The organism is Actinoplanes sp. DH11 (assembly GCF_020873875.1).
In the GTDB taxonomy this organism is placed as follows: Bacteria; Actinomycetota; Actinomycetes; order Mycobacteriales; family Micromonosporaceae; genus Actinoplanes.
Window position 1 is genome coordinate 233,015 of record NZ_JAHWGU010000005.1, and the last position, 17,847, is coordinate 250,861.

A 17,847-nucleotide genomic window follows, 5' to 3' on the forward strand; every position below is an offset into this window, starting at 1 on the left:
TACGGTAGTTACGCTGCTCAAGATTCAGAAGAGAACGCGGTCAGGTCCCGCCGTTCGATCGCCGCCGCCATCAGCTCCGGGAAGCGGTCCGGGGTGCACGCGAACGCCGGGACGCCGAGTGCTGCCAGAGCCGCCGCGTTCTCGTGGTCGTAGGAGGGCGCGCCCGCGTCGGAGAGCGTCAGCAGCGTGACGACCTGCACGCCGGCCGACGTCAGGTCGGCGACCCGGCGGAGCATCTCGTCCCGTACGCCGCCCTCGTAAAGATCGCTGATCAGCACGAGGACCGTCTCCCGGGGGCGGGTGATCAGCTGCTGGGAGTACGCCAGTGCGCGGTTGATGTCGGTCCCGCCGCCGAGCTGGGTCCCGAACAGCACGTCCACCGGATCGCTCAGCAACGACGTCAGGTCCACCACCGCCGTGTCGAAGACGACGAGCGACGTCCGCAGGGACCGCATCGACGCGAGCACCGCCGCGAACACGCCGGCGAAGACGACCGACTCCGCCATCGAGCCGGACTGGTCCACACAGAGCACGACATCCCGTTGCACGGCGGTGGTGCGCCGCCCGTACCCGATCAGTCGTTCCGGGATGACCGTGCGGTGTTCGGCCTGGTAGTGCTTGAGGTTCGCCCGGACGGTCCGGTCCCAGTCGATGTCGGCGTGCCGGGGCCGGTTGATCCGGGCGGCCCGGTTGAGCGCACCGGACACCGCCGACCGGGTCTGCTGCGTGATCCGCCGTTCCAGCCGTTCGACGACCGTGCGCACCACCTGCCGCGCCGCCTCCTTCGTCGCCTCCGGCATCACCCGGTTGAGCGAGAGCAGCGTGCCCACCAGGTGCACGTCGGGCTCGACAGCGGCAAGCATCTCCGGTTCCAGCAGCAGCCGGCTCAGGTCGAGCCGTTCGATCGCGTCGGCCTGCATGACCTGGACGACAGTGCTCGGGAAGTACTCCCGGATGTCGCCGAGCCAGCGGGCCACCTTCGGCGCCGAACTGCCCAGCCCGGCCGACCGCTTCCCGGACGAGCCGCCGCCCGCCTCGTCGCCGTCGTAGAGCGCCGCGAGAGCCGCGTCCATCGCACCGTCCGCACCGGCGTCGGGGCCGGTGCCGGCCGCGCCCAGCGACTCGTCGGCCGCCCCGCCGAGCACCAGCCGCCAGCGCCGCCGGCGTTCCAGCGCGGCGGGATCGTCGTCGGTCATGACACCCCCTGAGGCTGTCCGGAAACATCAGAGAGCTGATGCTGCCCGGCTGGGTCGGTGAGCGGATGCTGCCCGGGAGTGGAGAGCTGAGGCTGCGCGGGGAGAGCGGTCAGCTCGCGGCCGAGCAACGCGCCCAGGGTGGGCAGCACCGATGCGGCCCGGTCCGGGTCGAGCGCCGCCGCCTCGTCCGTCGCCGCGCCGCCGCGTCCGCGGGCCACCCGCTCCCCGATGGCCCGCCGCTCCCCGGCGTCGAAGCCGCCGAACGTGCGCCGCAGCAACGGCAGCACGTCCGAGAAGGACTCCGCCGGGATGTCCGCCAGCCACTCGTCCACCAGCGACAGCAACGCCTCGTCGTGGACCAGCAGCAACCCGCCGCCGGAGAGGAAACCCTCCACCCAGGCGGCGGCGTGCGCGGGCGCCCCGCCCACGGTGAGCGGCAGTCGCAACCGCCGCCGCACCTCGGCGGCGTCCAGCCGTCCGGCGTCCAGCAGCAGCCGGGTCAGCCGGCCCGCGGGCAGACCGTGCAGGCCGGGCCGCGCGGCAAGCGACGCGATCGTGCCGAGCCACTGCTCCCGCAGCTCGTCGTCGCCGAGCAGCGCGACCGCCTGGTGCACGCCGTCCATGCCGTCGCGCAGCTGTTTCGCGGCCTCGTCGGAGAGCGAACCGGCCGCCGCCGGCAACCCGGCGCGGATGCGGCCGAGCAGGCCGGCGGCGACGGCCGAGAGACCTGAGACATCGGTACGCCGGACATCCCCGTACCGCAAGGTCCGGGCCAGTGCCGGCAGCGCCGCCATCAGGTGGTGCACGTCGGCGTCGAGCGCGGCCCGGGTGTCGAGCGCCGCGAGGACCTGCGGGTAGGCGTCCGCGAGGTCGGCCAGCAGGCAGATCTCGACCAGTTCGGTGACAGCGGCGAGCGTGGTCGCCGCCGCGGCACGGCGGGTGACCCGGGACGTCGCCGCGGCGAGGACAGTTGTGCCCCACATGCTGCCCTCGACGAGCCGGACCGCGAACTCCGGCTGCCAGCGGATCCGCCACTCCTCCCGGAAGGTGCCGGTGCCCCGCCGGCCCGGCGCCCGTTCCCCCCACGGCACGTCCAGGGTCCGCAGCCGGTGCAGCAGCCGGCTACGTCGCAGGTCGATGTCGCGGCGCAGGTCCAGCTCGAGGGACCGGTCGAGAGGTTCCGGCCGCAGGCGCACCGATTTCTGCTGCGCGGCGAGGTCGCGGGCGAGCGGGACGGCCGGCATCTCGTCCGGCACGGCACCGAGGCGTTCGCCGACCACGAGCCGGCGGGCGATCAGTTCGGTCCGCAGCGGTTCGCCGTCGCACATCACCGCCTCGGCCGCCTCGGTGACCTCGGCCAGCCCGGCGAGCGGCCGCCCGCGCAGGGTGGCGAGCGCCTCGGCGAGCCGGGTCGCCTCGATGATGTGCGCCGACGACGTGGGCACACCCTCCGCGCGCAGCACCCCGGCCGCGTCCACCAGCCAGCGCGGCACCACCTCGTCGGCCGCGGTGAACAGGTGGTGGTACCACCCTGGGGAGCGCACCCCGGCGCCGTAACCCGACCACGAGGCCAGCCGGCCGTAGGTCCACGGCACCCAGGTGAACGCGACCTTCGCCCGGCGCCGGCCTTTGAGCAGCGCGGCGTCGTCCTTCACCGGGACCTTGCGAGCCAGCGCGGGTACGTGCCACGCCCCGCACACCACCGCGATCTCCTCGTGGCGGCGCCGTTCCTCGCGCAGCACCTGACGCATGTGGGCCTCCCGCACGAGGTCGCGCGGGTCGTCCTCGGCGGTCTCCCGGATCGCGGTCATCGCCTCCTGGATCGCTTCGAAGACCGGCACCCCGCGATGCTCGACGACGTCCTCCCACCAGCGTTCCGGATCGTCGTACCCGGCGGCGGCCGCGAGCTCCCCGATCGGGTCCACCGGACGGGCCGGCCGGTCCCCGAAGTCGGCGCCGAAGAAGCCGTACGGCAGGTCGAAGAACCGCACCGGCACGCCGTGCCGCACCGCCCAGCCGATCGCCTGCCACTCCGGCGAGAAGACGGCGAACGGCCAGAACGCCGCCCGGGACGGGTCGTCCACCGCGTAACCCAGCAGCGCGACGGGTGGCCGCAGACCGCCGTCCGCCGCCCAGCGCACCAGGTCGTCGGCCTCCGGCGGCCCCTCGATCAGCAGCACGCCGGGCCGTTGCCGGTCCAGTTCGCGCACCACCGCCCGGGCCGAGCCGGGTCCGTGGTGGCGGATGCCGTAGAGCCGTTCAGGCATCGCGCGCGGCCCGGTAGAAGTCGAGCCAGTCGCCGCGCTCGCGGACCACCGTCTCCAGGTATTCCTGCCAGACCACGCCGTCGGACGCCGGGTCCTTCACCACCGCGCCGACGATGCCGGCGGCCACGTCGCCCGGGTGCAGGGTGCCGTCACCGAAGTGGGCGGCAAGCGCCATCCCGTTCGTGATCACCGAGATCGCCTCGGCGGTGGAGAGCGACCCGGTCGGCGACTTCAGTTTGGTACGCCCGTCCTCGGTCATGCCGCCCCGCAACTCCCGGAAGATCGTCACCACCCGGCGGATCTCGTCCAGCGCGGCCGGCACCTCGGGCAGCTCCAGCGACCGCCCGAGCTGGGCCACCCGCCGGGCGACGATCTCCACCTCGTCGTCGGCGTTCGCCGGCATCGGCAGCACCACCGTGTTGAACCGCCGCCGCAGCGCACTGGACAACTCGTTGACCCCGCGGTCCCGGTCGTTGGCGGTGGCGATCAGGTTGAACCCGCGCTGCGCCTGCACCTCGGTGTTCAGCTCCGGCACCGGCAGCGTCTTCTCGGACAGGATGGTGATCAGCGCGTCCTGCACGTCGGACGGCACCCGGGTGAGTTCCTCCAGCCGGGCGATCGACCCGGTCCGCATGGCCCGCATGACCGGGCTGGGCACCAGGGCGGCGTCGGTCGGGCCTTCGGCGAGCAGGCGGGCGTAGTTCCACCCGTACCGGATGGCCTCCTCCGCGGTGCCGGCGGTGCCCTGGATCAGCAGCGTGGAATCACCGGAGACGGCCGCCGCCAGGTGCTCGGAGACCCAGGTCTTGGCGGTGCCCGGCACGCCGAGCAGCAGCAGCGCCCGGTCGGTGGCGAGGGTTGCCACGGCCACCTCGATCAGCCGGCGCGGTCCCACGTACTTCGGGGTGATCTTCGCGCCGTCACCGAGCAGGTAGGTCACGACCGCGTGCGGGGAGAGCCGCCAGCCGGGCGGTCGCTGCCGGTCGTCGGTGGCGGCGAGCAGGGTGAGCTCCTCGGCGTACTGGTCCTCGGCGTGCGGTCGCAGTGCGGTCATCGAAGCTCCTGGAACATCTCGTGGCGGAAGGTGAGGGTGCGGGCCAGGTCGGCCACCGGCCGCACCCGCGACTGGTCGAGGGACTGGTCGAGGTCGGCGGCGAGCCGCCCGGCCAGATCGGCGTAGCCCGGCGGCATCGCGAGCGCGGCGGTCCGGCACAGCTCGCCGAGCTGCCAGGTGTGCCGATCGGTACGCGCCCGCGCCGCGATCGTCTCCAGCACGGCGACCGCCAGGGGGCCGGGCCACGGCCCCGGGTGCAGGCTGAGCAACCGGTGCGCGGCGGTGTCCTCGGTGCGCAGGGCAGCGGCGGCGAGCCGGGCCAGCCGGTCGGGCGGCAGCACCAGGTGCAGATCCCACCGCACCGCCTCGCGCAGCGCACCGGCGTCCGCGGCGAGCAGGGCGGACGCCCAGCCCGCGTCCCGCTGCACGATGGCCGCTTTCGCCCACCCGTGCAGCAGCGGCGTCGCCCAGTCGTGCCCCCGAGCGAGCCCCACCCACCCCGCCGCGTCGATCCGGCCGGCGGCAGCGCTGACGCCGGCCCCGGCGCCGGCCCCCGCAGGGCCGTCCGGGCCAGCAGGGCCGTCCGGGCCAGCAGGGCCGTCCGGGCCAGCAGGGCCGTCCGGGCCGTCGGCTGCGGCAGGGTCCGCGCCGGTCCACGTGGTCAGCGGCGTGCCGGCGATCACTTCCTCCAGCAGCCAGGCGCCCGCGCCGACGCCCCGGGCCGGTGCGGCCGCGACCCCGTCGCGGCGCAGGTCGTGGTCGAGTTCCGCCGGCGGCTCGACGATCAGCCGCCGGCCGTCGAGGCGGACCGCAGCCCGCGCCCGCGTGGCCATCCGCCGCCCCAGCGCGGCACCGGGCAGCACCCGCAGCAGGTCGAGGGCCACCTCGCGGACCTCTTTGCGCCGGTCGTCGAGCGCGCGTTCGAGAAGTGGCTCGTCGCGCAGCGACAGGCCGGTGCCGAAGGTGCCGAGCAGCCGGGCACGGTCCGCCGAAGGTTCCCGCTCCCAGCCGCTCGCCAGCAGCTCCCGGGCCCGATCGGGGTCGTCGCGCCGCAGCGCCGCGAGCAACCCGGCCCGTTCACTGCCGCTCGCGGTCGCCCAGTCGGCGCCGCTCACCGGAACCGCCTCGTCGAGCAGCCACCGCCAGTCGGCCCGCTGCCCGGCCAGCCAGGCGCCGCGCCGCCCGGCCACCCGGGCCAGCTCGGGGCGGATCGTCGTGTTGCGCCGCCCCGCGTCGAAGAGCGCGGGCAGCAGCGCCGGGCGCACGACGCCGCCCCGGCCGGCGGCCGCAGCCAGCCACTGCGCGAGCAACTCCTGCTCCAGGTGGCCGCCGCCGGGCGCACCGCCGCCGAGGATCCGGGCGAGTCGCGCCGACGCGGCGGCGGGCAGCGGCGGACCGGCCTCCGCCGGCGCCGGGGGCACCGGCGACTGCCCGGTCACCGGCTCGACCCCGGCCCGCCGGCAGGTGAGCGCGACAGCCGCAGCCTCCAGCAGAGCCCCGGCCGCCGACACCCCGCCGCCGGCCGAGGAAAGCGCGGGCGCGGGCGGAAGCGAAGGCGCAGGGGAGGCGGAAGGCGCGGGCGCAGGGGCGACCGAAGGCGCGGGCGGAACAGCAGGCCCGAACGTCACGCGCACGGCCCCGGTGGACACCGCGTCGCTGTGCCAGGGGCGCCGGGCCGTGCCCACCAGCGCCGCCGCCAGCAGGTCCGCCGGCAGCTCGGCCTCGCGCCGGCCGCCCGGCTCGGGCGACGGCGGGCCGGCCGGCACGAACTCGCCGCCGACCCAGGCGGCGAGGGGGCGCAGGCCGGCCGGGGACCACTCCGCCGCCACATCGGCCGGGTGGCCACCCGCGGCCGCGAGCAACCACCACGGTTCGCGGTGGCCGGGTGCCAGGGGGAGGGCTGAGCCGTGTGCGTCGACGAGGTGACCGCCGCCGGGGCGGACGCCGGCGAGCAGCATGGGGGCGTCGTGCCGGAACGGGTCGGCGGCCAGGGTGCGCGCCCAGTGGGAGAGGGCGGCCCGGACGGAGTCGGCGCCCGCCGGTGCGCCGAACGGCTCGGCCGCCGAGGCTCGGTCGGCGACCAGGGCGCGCAGCGGTGCCGCGCCCGGATAGAAGGCCAGGTCGCCGCGGAACTCGGTGCCGGGCAGGAGGTCGGCGGTGAGTGGCTGGCCGGGCGCGGCGAACGCCAGGACCAGCGCGAACCGGTCGGTGCCGGCGCCGTGCAGCCAGGTGCGGCGGGTGGTCAGCGGGCCGTCGTCGATGTCGACCTGGCCGAGCACCTGCCAGCGGTCGGTGAGGCGCGGCCCGGCCAGCACCTCGTCGGCCGGGGTGGGGAAGCCGATGCGGGTGCGGACGGTCGCCGCGAGGGCCGGATCGAGGCCGCCGAGCCGGTCGTGGCCGTCGGTCAGCAGCCGCAGCAGGGCCAGCTCGCCGAGCAACCGGTCGGCCCAGTGCCGGCCGGCACCGGCGGTCCCGCCGAGTCGCCGCACCATGCCGGCCGCGCCCGGGGCCTGGGCGTCGACGAGCCGGGCGGCCATCGACTCGAACTCGGACCGGCCACCGCGGGCGAACCCGGCCAGCCCGCGCTCGACCTGGTCGTCGAGCCAGCGGCGCAACTCGGCCATGCCGCCCGCGACCCGGTCGGCCCGTTCCTGGGCGCGTTTCGCCGCCGCCACCGGGTCGGGCGGACCGGCCGGGCGGGCGCGCCGGGCCCGGGCGGCCTGCCAGGTGACCACGAACTCGGGCGCCGGCCCGCCGGTCAGACCGGCGCCGCCGGACCAGTGCAGCAGCAGGCCGAGGGAGTGCTTGCAGGGGATCTTGCGGCTGGGACAGGAACAGGTGAACGCGGGCCCGGACAGGTCGACCGCCACCCGGTATCCCCGGCACAGTCCCCACAGGACATCGCCGGCCCGGCCGGCCGCGGTGACCTGACCGGTGACGCCCCGCGCGTTCCGCAGCGCGCCCGGGTCGGGTGCGAGAGCCTCGACCTGAGCGGTAGGCCAGCGAGCAGCGGGCAATGGTGCGATGGACCGGCGTTCGACTTCCACGATGAGACCCTAGGCCGGGGGTACGACTTTTCCGGCGCTGAGGAGCGGGCATGCGGGTGATTGTTTTCGGGGCGACCGGGATGGTGGGCCAGGGCGTGCTGCGGGAGTCGCTGCTGGCGCCGGATGTGACGGAGGTACTGGTGGTGACGCGTACGGCGACCGGCGTGCGGCACCCGAAGCTGCGCGAGGTCACGCTCACCGACTTCGCCGATCTGGGCCCGATCGCCGGCGAACTCTCCGGTTACGACGCCTGTTTCTACTGTCTAGGAGTCTCGTCGCTGGGGATGGACGAGGCGTCGTACACCCGGGTCTCCTACGACTGTCCGATGGCCGCCGCCCGTACCCTTGCCGCTCTGAATCCCCGGATGACCTTCATCTACGTCTCCGGGAGCGGGACCGATGCGAACAGCCGGCTCATGTGGGCCCGGGTGAAGGGCCGGACCGAGCAGGAGATCCTGGGGCTTTTCCCGAACGGGTACGCCTTCCGCCCCGGCTTCATCCAGCCCACGCACGGCGCCCGGTCGAGGACCGGGTGGTACAACACCCTCTACAGCCTCACCGCCCCGCTCGTTCCGGCGCTGCGCCGGCTCCTGCCGCGCCAGGTCACCACCACCGACGCCATCGGCCGGGGCATGCTGCGGGCCGCCCGCACCGGCTTTCCCCGCCGCGTGGTGACCAACGCGGACCTGCGCTGACTGTCCCCACACGACCGCGCCGAACGCGAGCACCATCCCGGCCACCTGCACCGGTGTCAGCGACTGGCTCAGCACCGCCCAGCCGATCACCGTGGCGGTCAGCGGGGAGAGCAGGTTGAGCAGCGAGACCCGCGCGGCCGGCAGGTGCTCCAGACCACGGAACAGGATGGTGTACGCCAGGGCGGTCCCGATCAGCGACAGGTACCCGTACCCCATCAGGTTCGTCGCGGTGAGCGACCCGGGCAGGCCCTCCGCCGCCAGGGTGACCGGCACCAGGAGTAGGCCACCCGCGGTGAGTTGCCATCCGGTCGCGGTCAGCAGCGAGACGCCGGGGCGCCCCCAGCGCTTGGTGAGCACCAGGCCGACCGCCATCGACGCGGTGCCGAGCAGGCCGGCGGCGATCCCGAGCGGGTCGAGGCGGGCGGCGGCGGTGAGCACGGCGAGGGCCACGCCTGCGGCGCCGAGCAGACCGGCGAGCAGGGTACGCAGGGACACGCGCTCGGCCAGCAGGACGACACCGAGGCCGGCGACGAGCAGCGGTTGGGCCGCACCGAGCACCGCGGCCGGCCCGCCCGGCAGCCGGTAGGCGCTCAGGAAGAGCAGGGGGAAGAAGATCCCGATGTTGAGCGCGCCGAGGACCGCGGACCGCCACCACCACGAGCCGCGCGGCAGTTCCCGGGTGATCGCGAGCAGCAGCAGACCGGCCGGCAGGGCACGCAGAACCCCGCTCAGCAGGGGTCGGCCGGGCGGCAGGAACTCGGTGGTGACCGCGTAGGTGGTGCCCCAGACGATCGGGGTGAACGCCGTGATCAGCAGTGGGCCCGGTCGTCTCACGATCAACTCCCTCGACGTCAAGTATCTCGACATCAAGATAAACCTTGTCGAGAAGCTTGTCATCAAGACAATGGGTGAATGACAGAGCGCGACGGGGTCGACCGCATCGTCGGCCAGTGGGCGGTCGAACGCCCCGACCTGGAAACCGAGGCGATGGGCCTGTTCGGCCGGATCTACCGGCTGGCGCGCATCGCCGGGGCCGCCACCGAGCGTGCCTACGCGCCGTTCGGGATCGGCCGCCCCGAGTTCGACGTGCTGGCCACCCTGCGCCGGGCGGGCGCGCCGTTCCAGCTCTCACCCGGCGCGCTGGCCGCGTCGATGATGCTCAGCAGCGGCGGCACCACCGCCCGCCTGGACCGCCTGGAACGCGCCGGTCTGGTGGAAAGATCCCCGGACCCGGACGACCGGCGAGGCGTGCTGGTCCGCCTGACCGAGAAGGGCCGCACGACCGTCGACCAGGCCGTGGGTGCCGGCCTGGCCGAACAGCAGCGTCTGATGGCCCATCTGCCGCCGGACCGGCGCGCCGCACTCGCCGAACTGCTCAGGGAGTTGCTCGCCGGCCGTTGACGGCGCCCGTCCTCACCGCGCGCCGTGGCCGGGCGTCACTTCCTCGCCCGGGCGCGGCGGCGGCGGGGGAGTGCCGTCACCGAACGGCCGGCCGCCCAGCTCCTCGCGGCCGTGCGGCTCCAGCCAGTTGTGCAGGTCCGGGCCGGCCGGGACGACGCCCGTCGGATTGATGTCCCGGTGCACCTCGTAGTAGTGCCGCTTGATGTGCACGAAGTCGGTGGTGTCGCCGAACCCGGGCGTCTGGAACAGATCACGCGCGTACGCCCAGAGCACCGGCATCTCGCTCAGCTTCGACCGGTTGCACTTGAAATGCCCGTGGTAGACGGCGTCGAACCGGGCCAGCGTGGTGAAGAGCCGCACGTCGGCCTCGGTGATCGTGTCACCGACCAGGAAGCGCTGCCCCTCCAATCGTGCCGACAGCCAGTCCAGCCGCTGGAAGAGCCGGTGGTGCGCCTTCTCGTACGCCTCCTGGGACCCGGCGAACCCGGCCCGGTAGACCCCGTTGTTCACGTCCGCGAAGACGACCTTGTTGACCTCGTCGATCTCGTCCCGCAGCCGTTCCGGATACAGCTCGGGCGCGCCCGGGCGGTGATGCGCGGTCCACTCCAGCGACATGTCCAGGGTGATCTGCGGGAAGTCGTTCGTGACCACCTGACCGGTCGGCACATCCACGATCGCCGGGACGGTGATGCCCTTGTCGTAATCGGGGTAGCGCGCGAAGAAGGCCTCCTGCAGCCGCTCGATGCCGAGCACCGGGTCCCGCCCGCCGGGGTCCAGGTCGAACGTCCAGCTCCGCTCGTCGTGCGTCGGCCCGGCCACGCCCATCGACAGGGCGTCCTCCAGCCCGAGCAGCCGCCGCACGATGATCGCCCGGTTCGCCCACGGGCACGCCCGGCTCACCACGAGCCGATAGCGGCCCGGCTCCACCGGGAAACCGTCCCGCCCGTCCGCGGTGATCCGCGTGGCGATGTAGCGCTGATCGCGGGTGAACTCTCCCGCGGGGTTAACGTAGGCCATCCCCGCTCTGTACCCGGAATCCGGCCGAGCCCACCCGGAGGGCGAGGCATCCCCCCGTGTGCGACGCCTCGCCCGGTCCCTGTGGCGGCCGATGCCCGGCGCACGTTCACCACCGCGGCGCTCGCGTCCATCGAGGCGCATGATCGCCGCCGGTCCGCGGACACCCTGCCGGACGTCCTTGGACGATGCGCACGAACGTCTTTATAGCACGGTTCGGAGAGCGCTTTCCGGACAGTGAGCACGTTCCCGGACATATGGCGAGAGTGATTCACCGATCGAGGTTTACCGTCGTGGTGCGGCACGGCCAGGGCACAGCGCCGCGCTGCCCTCGTACCGCAGGAAGCCGGCGATTCACTGCAGGAAGCCGGCGAACGGGGAGAGCAGCAGCTTGCCCAGGCCGGTGGCGGTGTCGTCGAGCCGGCGGCGGTGCTTGTCCAGCGCGACCATGTCGTGCCGGATGGCCCAGATCTTCTGGGCGTTGCGCCAGGCCACGTTGCGGGTGTACTCCACCATCTCGCCCTGCCACCAGTCGTCCAGGTCGCCGTTCATCGTGTCGATGAGCAGCTGCCAGCGGTCCAGGTAGCCGCGGCGCAGACCCGGGATCTCCTCCGCGAAGATGTCGTTGACCTGCAGATAGTCGTAGTGCTGGTCGCTGCCGTCGATCGGGTCGCTGCCCAGGTGGTCGAACGTGGTGACGAGCGCGAACGGCAGGTCGAAGTTGATGTGCGCGTTCACGCCGGCGACGGCCGACGGCAGCGGCCGGGCGTCCGGTCCCGGCACCCGGCAGAACAGGCCGGCCCACACGCCGGGGCACGCCGGGCTCCCGTCGCTCCAGTAGCGCAGCGCGTCGAAGTAGCGCGCCGCGAACTCCACGTCCAGCCGGGACAGGAACGCCGGGTCCTTGAACTTGCCGGCGTAGAGCCGCTCCAGCACGTTCTCGGTGATGGTCAGGTAGAGCTGGTTGAAGTCGGCGACCGGGTTGCTCTGCAGCAACGGCGGCACCTGGCAGAGCAGTTCCTGCAGCTGGGCCAGCTGGTCGACGACTCCGGGCACGTCGTCGGGGTGTGACTTCAGCAGATCGGAGATCTCCTGCTGGACGGGGCCCCAGATGGGTTGGGTCATGACGGATCCTCCACGGGTGACGCAGTGCAGCGGAGGGCCCCCAGCACCACCCGGCGGTTGTGCCGCCGGGTGGTGCTCCCCCGTGCCGACCACCCTTCCAAAGGACGCGGGCCGGGGGATCGGTAGAACGACGTATTCTGCGTACGTCGGTAACGCTCAGATAACGAATCCCTGGTCAGGCCGCTGTCAGGTAGACGCGACTCGCCTGCACACGGGTACGCACCTGAAGTTTGTCGAAGATGTGCCCCAGGTGGACGCCGACCGTGCGCTCGCTGATGAACAGGCGTTCGCCGATCTCCCGGTTGGTGAGGCCCTCGGCCACCGCGGCGAGCACCTCCCGCTCCCGGCCGGTGAGGGTGGAGAGCTCGTCGGCGGGCTGCTCCGGCGCCGCCATCGCCACCGTCGGCATGTCGTCGGCGAGCGCCACCCGGAACCGCTGGGCGATCCCGACGATCTCGGCGGCGAACGGGCGGGCCCCCATCGCGGTGGCGGTGGCGTACGCCTGACGCAGCCCGGTGATCGCCGTCGCCCGCCGGACCCGGCGCTGCAGGGCGGCCTCGGCATGGCGCAGCCGCGCATAGGCCGCCGGGTACGGCTGCTGGCGCCGGTCCCAGATCGCCGCCGCCCGCGCCCACGGCTCCGGGTCGTGCCGGTCCTCGATCCGGCTCAGCTCGGCCGCGCAGAGGTCCAGGTAGGCGTCGATGATCGCGCGCGCCGCCGGTCCGGCGCCCCCGGCGCTGGAGGCCAGCCGGTCGCGCACCATCAGCAGCCGGCGGATCGCGCCCGGGTCGACCGGCTTGCCCGCGACGTGTGCCTCCGCCTCGGCGCGCAGGCCGTGCCAGGCCAGCACGCCGAGCAGCACCAGGTCGTCGGAGCGGGTCTCGGTCAGCCCGCGCTGGACCGCGGCCCGGGCGACGGCGTGCTCGCCGCGCCACATCGCCAGGCCGGCACGCAGGGTCAGCATCGGCAGCACGTGCCGGGCGCCGCCACCGGCCAGCAGGGTGGCGACCGCGTCCAGGTCACGCACCGCGTTGTCCACGTCGCCGAAGCCGACCCAGAGCCGGCAGCGGGCGAGCAGCAGCTCCACCGCCTCGGCGCCGGACGGGCGGTGCCGCATGCCGGCTTCGAGGACCGCGTCCGCCTCGGTCCACTGACCGATCCGGAACAGGCCGTTCGCCGCGATCGCGAGCAACCGGCTCTGATGGGTCCGGCCGCCGCCGAGCGCGGCCAGCCGCTCGGCGCCGCGGCGGGCCACCAGCACGCCCTCCTCGATGTTGTTCAACGGGCCGGTCAGCAGCTCGGCCAGGTGCAGGTAGGCGACGCCCAGGTCGTCCGGGTGGCCGGAGCGCTCGGCGATCTCCACGGCGTGCCGGATGACGGCGAGACCGGCGTCGGGGTCCTCCCGGAACGCGGCACTGAAACCGAGCGCCGCGCTGGCCCGGACCAGGTCAGCGGTGGTGCCGTCGACGGCGGCCAGTTCCAGCGCCTCGCGGGCCCGCTCGTGGGCGTCCGCGTACCGGGCGAGCTGGACCAGCAGCTCGGCGAGGAACGCGGCGGCCCGGGCGCGCAGCTGCGGGGTGCAGTCGGGGGCGTCGAGAGCCAGTTCGTACTCCGTCTCGGCGGTCGCGGTCCGCCCCGCCGCGGCCAGGTACCGGGCCCGGCGCAGGTGCAACTCGCCCTGGCCGGGGGCGTCCGTACGGCCGGCCAGCTCCTCCAGCCGGGAGAGCGCGAGCAGGTGCTCGCCGCACTGGTGCGCCGACTCCGCGGCGTTGCCCAGCAGCGCGGTGCGCTCGGCGTCGTCGCCGGTGACCAGCCGCAGGGCGATCGACCAGTAGCGGTGGGCCTCGGCGAAGCCGTAGAGGGCCTCCGCGGAACGCGCGGCGGCGATCACCGGGGGCAGGGCCCGCGAGGGTACGCCGGCGCGCTGCCAGTGGTGTGCCAGGCGGGCGTGGTCCGGCTCGTCACCGGAGGCCTCCAGCGCCTCGGCGTAACGCCGGTGCAGGGCGGCCGCCTCGGCCGGCAGCACCTCCTGCTCGAGCACCTCGGCGACCAGGCGGTGCCGCAGCCGGTACCCGTCGCCGTCGCTCGCCACGAACCGGTGCGCCACGGCCGCGCGGACCGCCTCGATCAGCTGGTCCTCCGGCAGCGGCACGACCCGGGCCAGCACCGCGTGGTCGACCGGTTCCACACCGGCCGCCATCGCGTGCACCACCTGGTGTGCGTGCGGTGGCAGCTCGTCCACCCTGGTCAGGAAGATCTCGCGCAGCGTGTCGGAGAGCTCGACCCGGCCGTCACGCAGGTCGCGGGCCAGTTCCTCGACCACGAACGGGTTGCCGCCGCTGCGCTTGAAGACGCGGTCGGCGTCCTCACCTGCCACGTCGGCACCGGCGATCGCGGTGACCAGCTCGTGGGTCTGCTCCTGGCTGAGCGGTGCCAGGTCGACGACCCGGACCGAGCGCAGCCGGCGCAGCTCGGCGAGGACGCGGCGCAGCGGATGGGTGCCGTGCAGGGCCTCGGCCCGGATCGCGGCGAGCACCGAGATCCGCACGTCACCGAGGCCGGCGAGCAGGTAGAGCAGCAGCTGGCGGGTGCTGCGGTCGGCCCACTGCAGATCGTCCAGGACGAGCAGCAGCGGCTTGTCGCCGGCCACCGCGCGCAGGTCGTGCGAGACCCGGTCGAGCAGGGCGCCGGCGTCACCCGCGGCGGTCGCGGCGGCCGGCCCGGTGCCGTCGTGCCGGCGCAGCGCCTGGAGCACCGGGTGCAGCGGTGAGGCGTCGCCGATGTCCAGGCAGGTTCCGGTGAGCACCGCGAATCCCGTACCGCGCAACGCGTCGGCGGTCTCGCGCAGCAGCCGGCTCTTGCCGACGCCGCTCTCCCCGGTCACGAAAACCGCTGCCGTACCACCGGGACCGACGTTGCGCAGGTCGGACTGAATGTCGGCCAGCGTGCCGGTGCGCCCGACAAGCGGCCCGTCGTCCCCCTGGCTGGCCATGACCGGCAGCCTAATGCGAACAGGACTGTCACGTTGTCGTCGGTTCGGACTGTTCTGCGTCACAAAAACGACGAGTACCGATGCCGTCAGAGATACGTCGTTCTGCGGATCCGCGTCCGCGCCAGGGCTGGCACCGTACTCCCGGTCAACGCAGTGAACCTTCCTCCACCTGGCATCGGGCCGGATGGCGCCGGGCTTCTCGCCGCGTCGAGGACGGGTTCAGTGATCTGGGGGAGCGTGGGACATGACCGCCATCACCATCGCCGATCAGGAGCGGCGCCAGGACGTCACCGTGTTGTTCATCGACATCGTGGGTTTCACCACGCTCGTCGATCGGCTGGACTGCGCGGACGTCCGTGCGTTGCAGCGCGACTACTTCTCGACGGTGTCGGGAGTGGTGCGTGCCTGCGGCGGCATCGTCGAGAAGTACGTCGGTGACGCGGTGATGGCGGTGTTCGGTGCCGAAGAGGGGGGCTTCGGCCCGGAGTCGGCCGCTGCGGCGGTGCGGGCGGGCCTGTCGGTCCAGGAGGCGTTGAGGGGGCGTCTCCTGGCCGGCAGGTTCCCGGCCCGGACCCGGGTGGGCCTGGCGACCGGCGAGGTGATCGTCGATCCGATGGCGGCCTTCGACGGCGGGTACGCGATGATCAGTGGGAGCGTGGTGAGCACGGCGGCGCGGCTGCAGGCGTACGCGCCGCACGACACCGTCGTGGTCTGCTCGGCCACTCGCGAGGTGACCGACACGCTCATCGCGTACCAGGAGTTGCCGCCCGTCTCGGTGCCGGGCAAGCCGTATCCGCTGGATCTCTATCGGGCCCTGCAGCCGCAGGCGGCGCAGCTCGCCGCGGTAGCCTAGGATGCTTTTTGGCGCGTTTATCCCGGTTTAGGCCACGGTGTGGTTGAGACCTGGCTCGCCTGGGGCAGAAGTGTCACAGGCGCCGGGTAGGCTCGCGCCGTCTTGACCACCCATGGCCGATCGGGAGTACTGCCCTGTGACCGCACAGCCAGAGACCTTGTACGGGGCTGACGACCTCACGCACCTGGAGGGGCTGGACGCTGTCCGGAAACGTCCGGGCATGTACATCGGCTCCACGGACAGCCGGGGCATCAACCACCTCGCCAACGAGATCATCGACAACTCGACGGACGAGGGCGTGGCCGGTCACGCCACGCGGATCGCGGTGACGCTGCACTCCGACGCATCGGTGCAGGTCGACGACGACGGCCGCGGCATCCCCACCGACGTGCACGCCAAGTCCGGCCTCAGCGGCGTCGAGCTGGTGCTCACCCGGCTGCACGCGGGCGGCAAGTTCGGCGGCTCCGGCTACAAGACCTCCGGTGGTCTGCACGGCGTCGGCGCCTCCGCGGTCAACGCGCTCGCGCTCCGCTTCGACGTCACCGTCAAGCGCGACGGCAAGGTCTTCGAGATCTCCTTCCAGCGCGGCGTGCCGGGCGTCTTCGACGGCCCCGGGCCGCAGGCCGCGTTCACCCGCGAGCCGGGCCTGCGCATCGTGCGCAAGATGAAGCGCGGCGAGCCGTCCGGCACGAGCATCAGGTACTGGTACGACGCCCGGTACTTCGAGTCCGGCGCCCGGCTCGACCCCGACGCCGTGCGGGCCAAGCTGCGCAACACCGCGTTCCTCGTCCCCGGCGTGCAATACACCCTCTTCGACGCGAACGCCGAGGAGCCGGTCACCGAGACGTTCCATTACCCCAACGGGCTCACCGACATGGTCGAGTTCCTCACCCCGGCCGGTGACAAGCCGGTCTCCGGCATCCTCCTGGTCACCGGCGAGGGTTCCTACAAGGAGAACGCGGCGGACGCCAACGGCGTCATGCAGTCCAACGTGGTGCGGCACGCGCAGGTCGAGGTCGCCTTCCGCTGGGGTACGGGGTACGAGCGCACCGTCGAGTGCTTCACCAACACGATCCGCAACCTGCACGGCGGCACCCACCGCAAGGGTTTCGAGCGCGCCCTGGTGCGGTCGCTCACCGAGGCCATCCGCAACACCCGCGGCCTGCTGAAACCCAAGGAGGAGCCGCCGGTCCTGGACGACCTGCTCGAGGGCATGACCGCGGTCATCCACGTGCGGGTGCCCGAGCCGCAGTTCACCTCGCAGACCAAGGACGAGCTGTCCACGGCCGGCGTCACCCGGGTGGTGCAGAGCCTGGTCGAGACGTGGGTCAAGGAGTGGATCGAGAACCGGCGGACCAAGGCCGAGGCCCGGACCGTCCTGCAGAAGGTGGTGGACGCGGCCCGCGTCCGGCTCACCCAGAAACAGCAGAAGGACGCCGCCCGCCGCAAGACCGCGCTCGAGGGCGCGTCGATGCCGGCCAAGCTGGTCGACTGCCGCGCCGTCGGGATCGACCGGTCCGAGCTGTTCATCGTGGAGGGTGACTCGGCCCTGGGCACCGCCCGGATGGCCCGCAGCTCCGAATACCAGGCGCTGCTGCCGATCCGCGGCAAGATCCTCAACGTGCAGAAGGCCAGCCTGCAGCAGGTGCTCGACAACGCCGAGTGCTCGGCGATCGTGCAGGTGCTCGGCGCCGGTTCCGGCCGGACCTTCGAGATCGGCGCGATGCGGTACGGCCGCGTCATGATCATGGCGGACGCGGATGTCGACGGCTCGCACATCCGGACCCTGCTGATCACGCTCTTCGCGAAGTACATGCGGCCGGTGATCGAGCACGGGCGGCTCTTCGCCGCGATGCCGCCGCTGCACAAGGTGGTCACCAAGGGGCGCAGTTCCGAGACGCTCTACACGTACACCCAGCAGGAGATGGAAACCACCGTCACGCGGATCGAGCGGTCCGGCCGGCAGGTGCAGAAACCGGTGCCCCGGTTCAAGGGTCTCGGCGAGATGGACGCCGACGAGCTCTGGGAGACCACGATGAACCCGGCCGCACGGACCGTCCGGCGGATCACCATCGAGGACGCCGAACGCGCCGAGGCCACCCTCGAGCTGCTGATGGGTGAGCGTGTCGAGCCCCGCAAGAACTGGTTGATCGAGGCAGCCGGCCGGATCGACCAAGAGACGATCGACGCCTGAGAGGTCTGC

Annotated in this window: 11 protein-coding genes; 3 read left to right on the forward strand and 8 right to left on the reverse strand. The window is 73.2% G+C overall.

Features of this window, described 5'->3' with window-relative positions; all coding sequences use genetic code 11:
* Window positions 1–17: 17 nt before the first annotated feature.
* The 5 genes from LPA41_RS09830 to LPA41_RS09850 form a co-directional block, all read right to left on the reverse strand.
* Entirely contained in the window at window positions 18–1,196 is a 1,179-nt protein-coding gene (locus LPA41_RS09830) for a VWA domain-containing protein (protein ID WP_229069770.1), read from the reverse strand.
* On the reverse strand, window positions 1,193–3,463 hold the full coding sequence (locus LPA41_RS09835; RefSeq protein ID WP_229069771.1) for a DUF5682 family protein: 2,271 nt from the start codon (window positions 3,461–3,463) through the stop codon (window positions 1,193–1,195). Before LPA41_RS09835 ends, LPA41_RS09830 begins: the two co-directional genes overlap by 4 nt.
* Window positions 3,456–4,517, reverse strand: coding sequence for an AAA family ATPase (locus LPA41_RS09840; protein WP_229069772.1), 1,062 nt, complete (start codon window positions 4,515–4,517; stop codon window positions 3,456–3,458). The genes LPA41_RS09835 and LPA41_RS09840 overlap by 8 nt, the downstream gene beginning before the upstream one ends.
* Complete coding sequence (locus tag LPA41_RS09845) at window positions 4,514–7,534, reverse strand: SWIM zinc finger family protein (protein ID WP_255689499.1); 3,021 nt, start codon at window positions 7,532–7,534, stop codon at window positions 4,514–4,516. The genes LPA41_RS09840 and LPA41_RS09845 overlap by 4 nt, the downstream gene beginning before the upstream one ends.
* Window positions 7,535–7,827: 293 nt before the next feature.
* Complete coding sequence (locus tag LPA41_RS09850; protein ID WP_229069774.1) at window positions 7,828–9,093, reverse strand: EamA family transporter; 1,266 nt, start codon at window positions 9,091–9,093, stop codon at window positions 7,828–7,830.
* 78 nt (window positions 9,094–9,171) lie between these two features.
* On the opposite strand from LPA41_RS09850, the gene LPA41_RS09855 reads away from it, so the two are divergent.
* Complete coding sequence (locus LPA41_RS09855) at window positions 9,172–9,660, forward strand: MarR family winged helix-turn-helix transcriptional regulator (protein ID WP_229069775.1); 489 nt, start codon at window positions 9,172–9,174, stop codon at window positions 9,658–9,660.
* Window positions 9,661–9,672: 12 nt separating this feature from the next.
* On the opposite strand, the gene LPA41_RS09860 is transcribed toward LPA41_RS09855, so the two are convergent.
* The 3 genes from LPA41_RS09860 to LPA41_RS09870 all read right to left on the reverse strand — a co-directional run bounded on the left by LPA41_RS09860 (window position 9,673) and on the right by LPA41_RS09870 (window position 14,791).
* Window positions 9,673–10,677, reverse strand: a complete 1,005-nt coding sequence (locus LPA41_RS09860; RefSeq protein WP_229069776.1) for a glutathione S-transferase family protein — start codon at window positions 10,675–10,677, stop codon at window positions 9,673–9,675.
* Between the two features lie 351 nt (window positions 10,678–11,028).
* Window positions 11,029–11,799 carry a DUF5995 family protein gene (locus tag LPA41_RS09865; protein WP_229069777.1) on the reverse strand — a complete coding sequence of 257 codons (771 nt, stop codon included), beginning with the start codon at window positions 11,797–11,799 and terminating at the stop codon, window positions 11,029–11,031.
* A gap of 175 nt (window positions 11,800–11,974) precedes the next feature.
* Window positions 11,975–14,791: an AAA family ATPase gene (locus LPA41_RS09870; RefSeq protein WP_229069778.1), complete on the reverse strand. Its 2,817-nt coding sequence runs from the start codon at window positions 14,789–14,791 to the stop codon at window positions 11,975–11,977.
* Window positions 14,792–15,035: 244 nt separating this feature from the next.
* Here LPA41_RS09870 and LPA41_RS09875 point away from each other — a divergent pair, with 244 nt between their 5' ends.
* Together LPA41_RS09875 and LPA41_RS09880 are read left to right on the forward strand one after the other, a co-directional pair.
* Window positions 15,036–15,644, forward strand: coding sequence for an adenylate/guanylate cyclase domain-containing protein (locus LPA41_RS09875; protein WP_229069779.1), 609 nt, complete (start codon window positions 15,036–15,038; stop codon window positions 15,642–15,644).
* A 112-nt stretch (window positions 15,645–15,756) separates the two neighbouring features.
* A complete protein-coding gene (locus LPA41_RS09880; RefSeq protein WP_229069780.1) occupies window positions 15,757–17,838 on the forward strand; it encodes a type IIA DNA topoisomerase subunit B in 2,082 nt (693 codons plus the stop codon).
* Window positions 17,839–17,847: the final 9 nt, after the last annotated feature.

What these genes read in the sequence shown, in the direction of transcription:
- LPA41_RS09830 (WP_229069770.1), bottom strand. Translation starts at nt 1,196, where the DNA reads ATGACCGACGACGATCCCGCCGCGCTGGAACGCCGGCGGCGCTGGCGG.
- LPA41_RS09880 (WP_229069780.1), top strand. Translation starts at nt 15,757, where the DNA reads ATGGCCGATCGGGAGTACTGCCCTGTGACCGCACAGCCAGAGACCTTG.
- LPA41_RS09865 (WP_229069777.1), bottom strand. Translation starts at nt 11,799, where the DNA reads ATGACCCAACCCATCTGGGGCCCCGTCCAGCAGGAGATCTCCGATCTG.
- LPA41_RS09835 (WP_229069771.1), bottom strand. Translation starts at nt 3,463, where the DNA reads ATGCCTGAACGGCTCTACGGCATCCGCCACCACGGACCCGGCTCGGCC.
- LPA41_RS09855 (WP_229069775.1), top strand. Translation starts at nt 9,172, where the DNA reads ATGACAGAGCGCGACGGGGTCGACCGCATCGTCGGCCAGTGGGCGGTC.
- LPA41_RS09870 (WP_229069778.1), bottom strand. Translation starts at nt 14,791, where the DNA reads ATGGCCAGCCAGGGGGACGACGGGCCGCTTGTCGGGCGCACCGGCACG.
- LPA41_RS09840 (WP_229069772.1), bottom strand. Translation starts at nt 4,517, where the DNA reads ATGACCGCACTGCGACCGCACGCCGAGGACCAGTACGCCGAGGAGCTC.
- LPA41_RS09860 (WP_229069776.1), bottom strand. Translation starts at nt 10,677, where the DNA reads ATGGCCTACGTTAACCCCGCGGGAGAGTTCACCCGCGATCAGCGCTAC.
- LPA41_RS09875 (WP_229069779.1), top strand. Translation starts at nt 15,036, where the DNA reads ATGACCGCCATCACCATCGCCGATCAGGAGCGGCGCCAGGACGTCACC.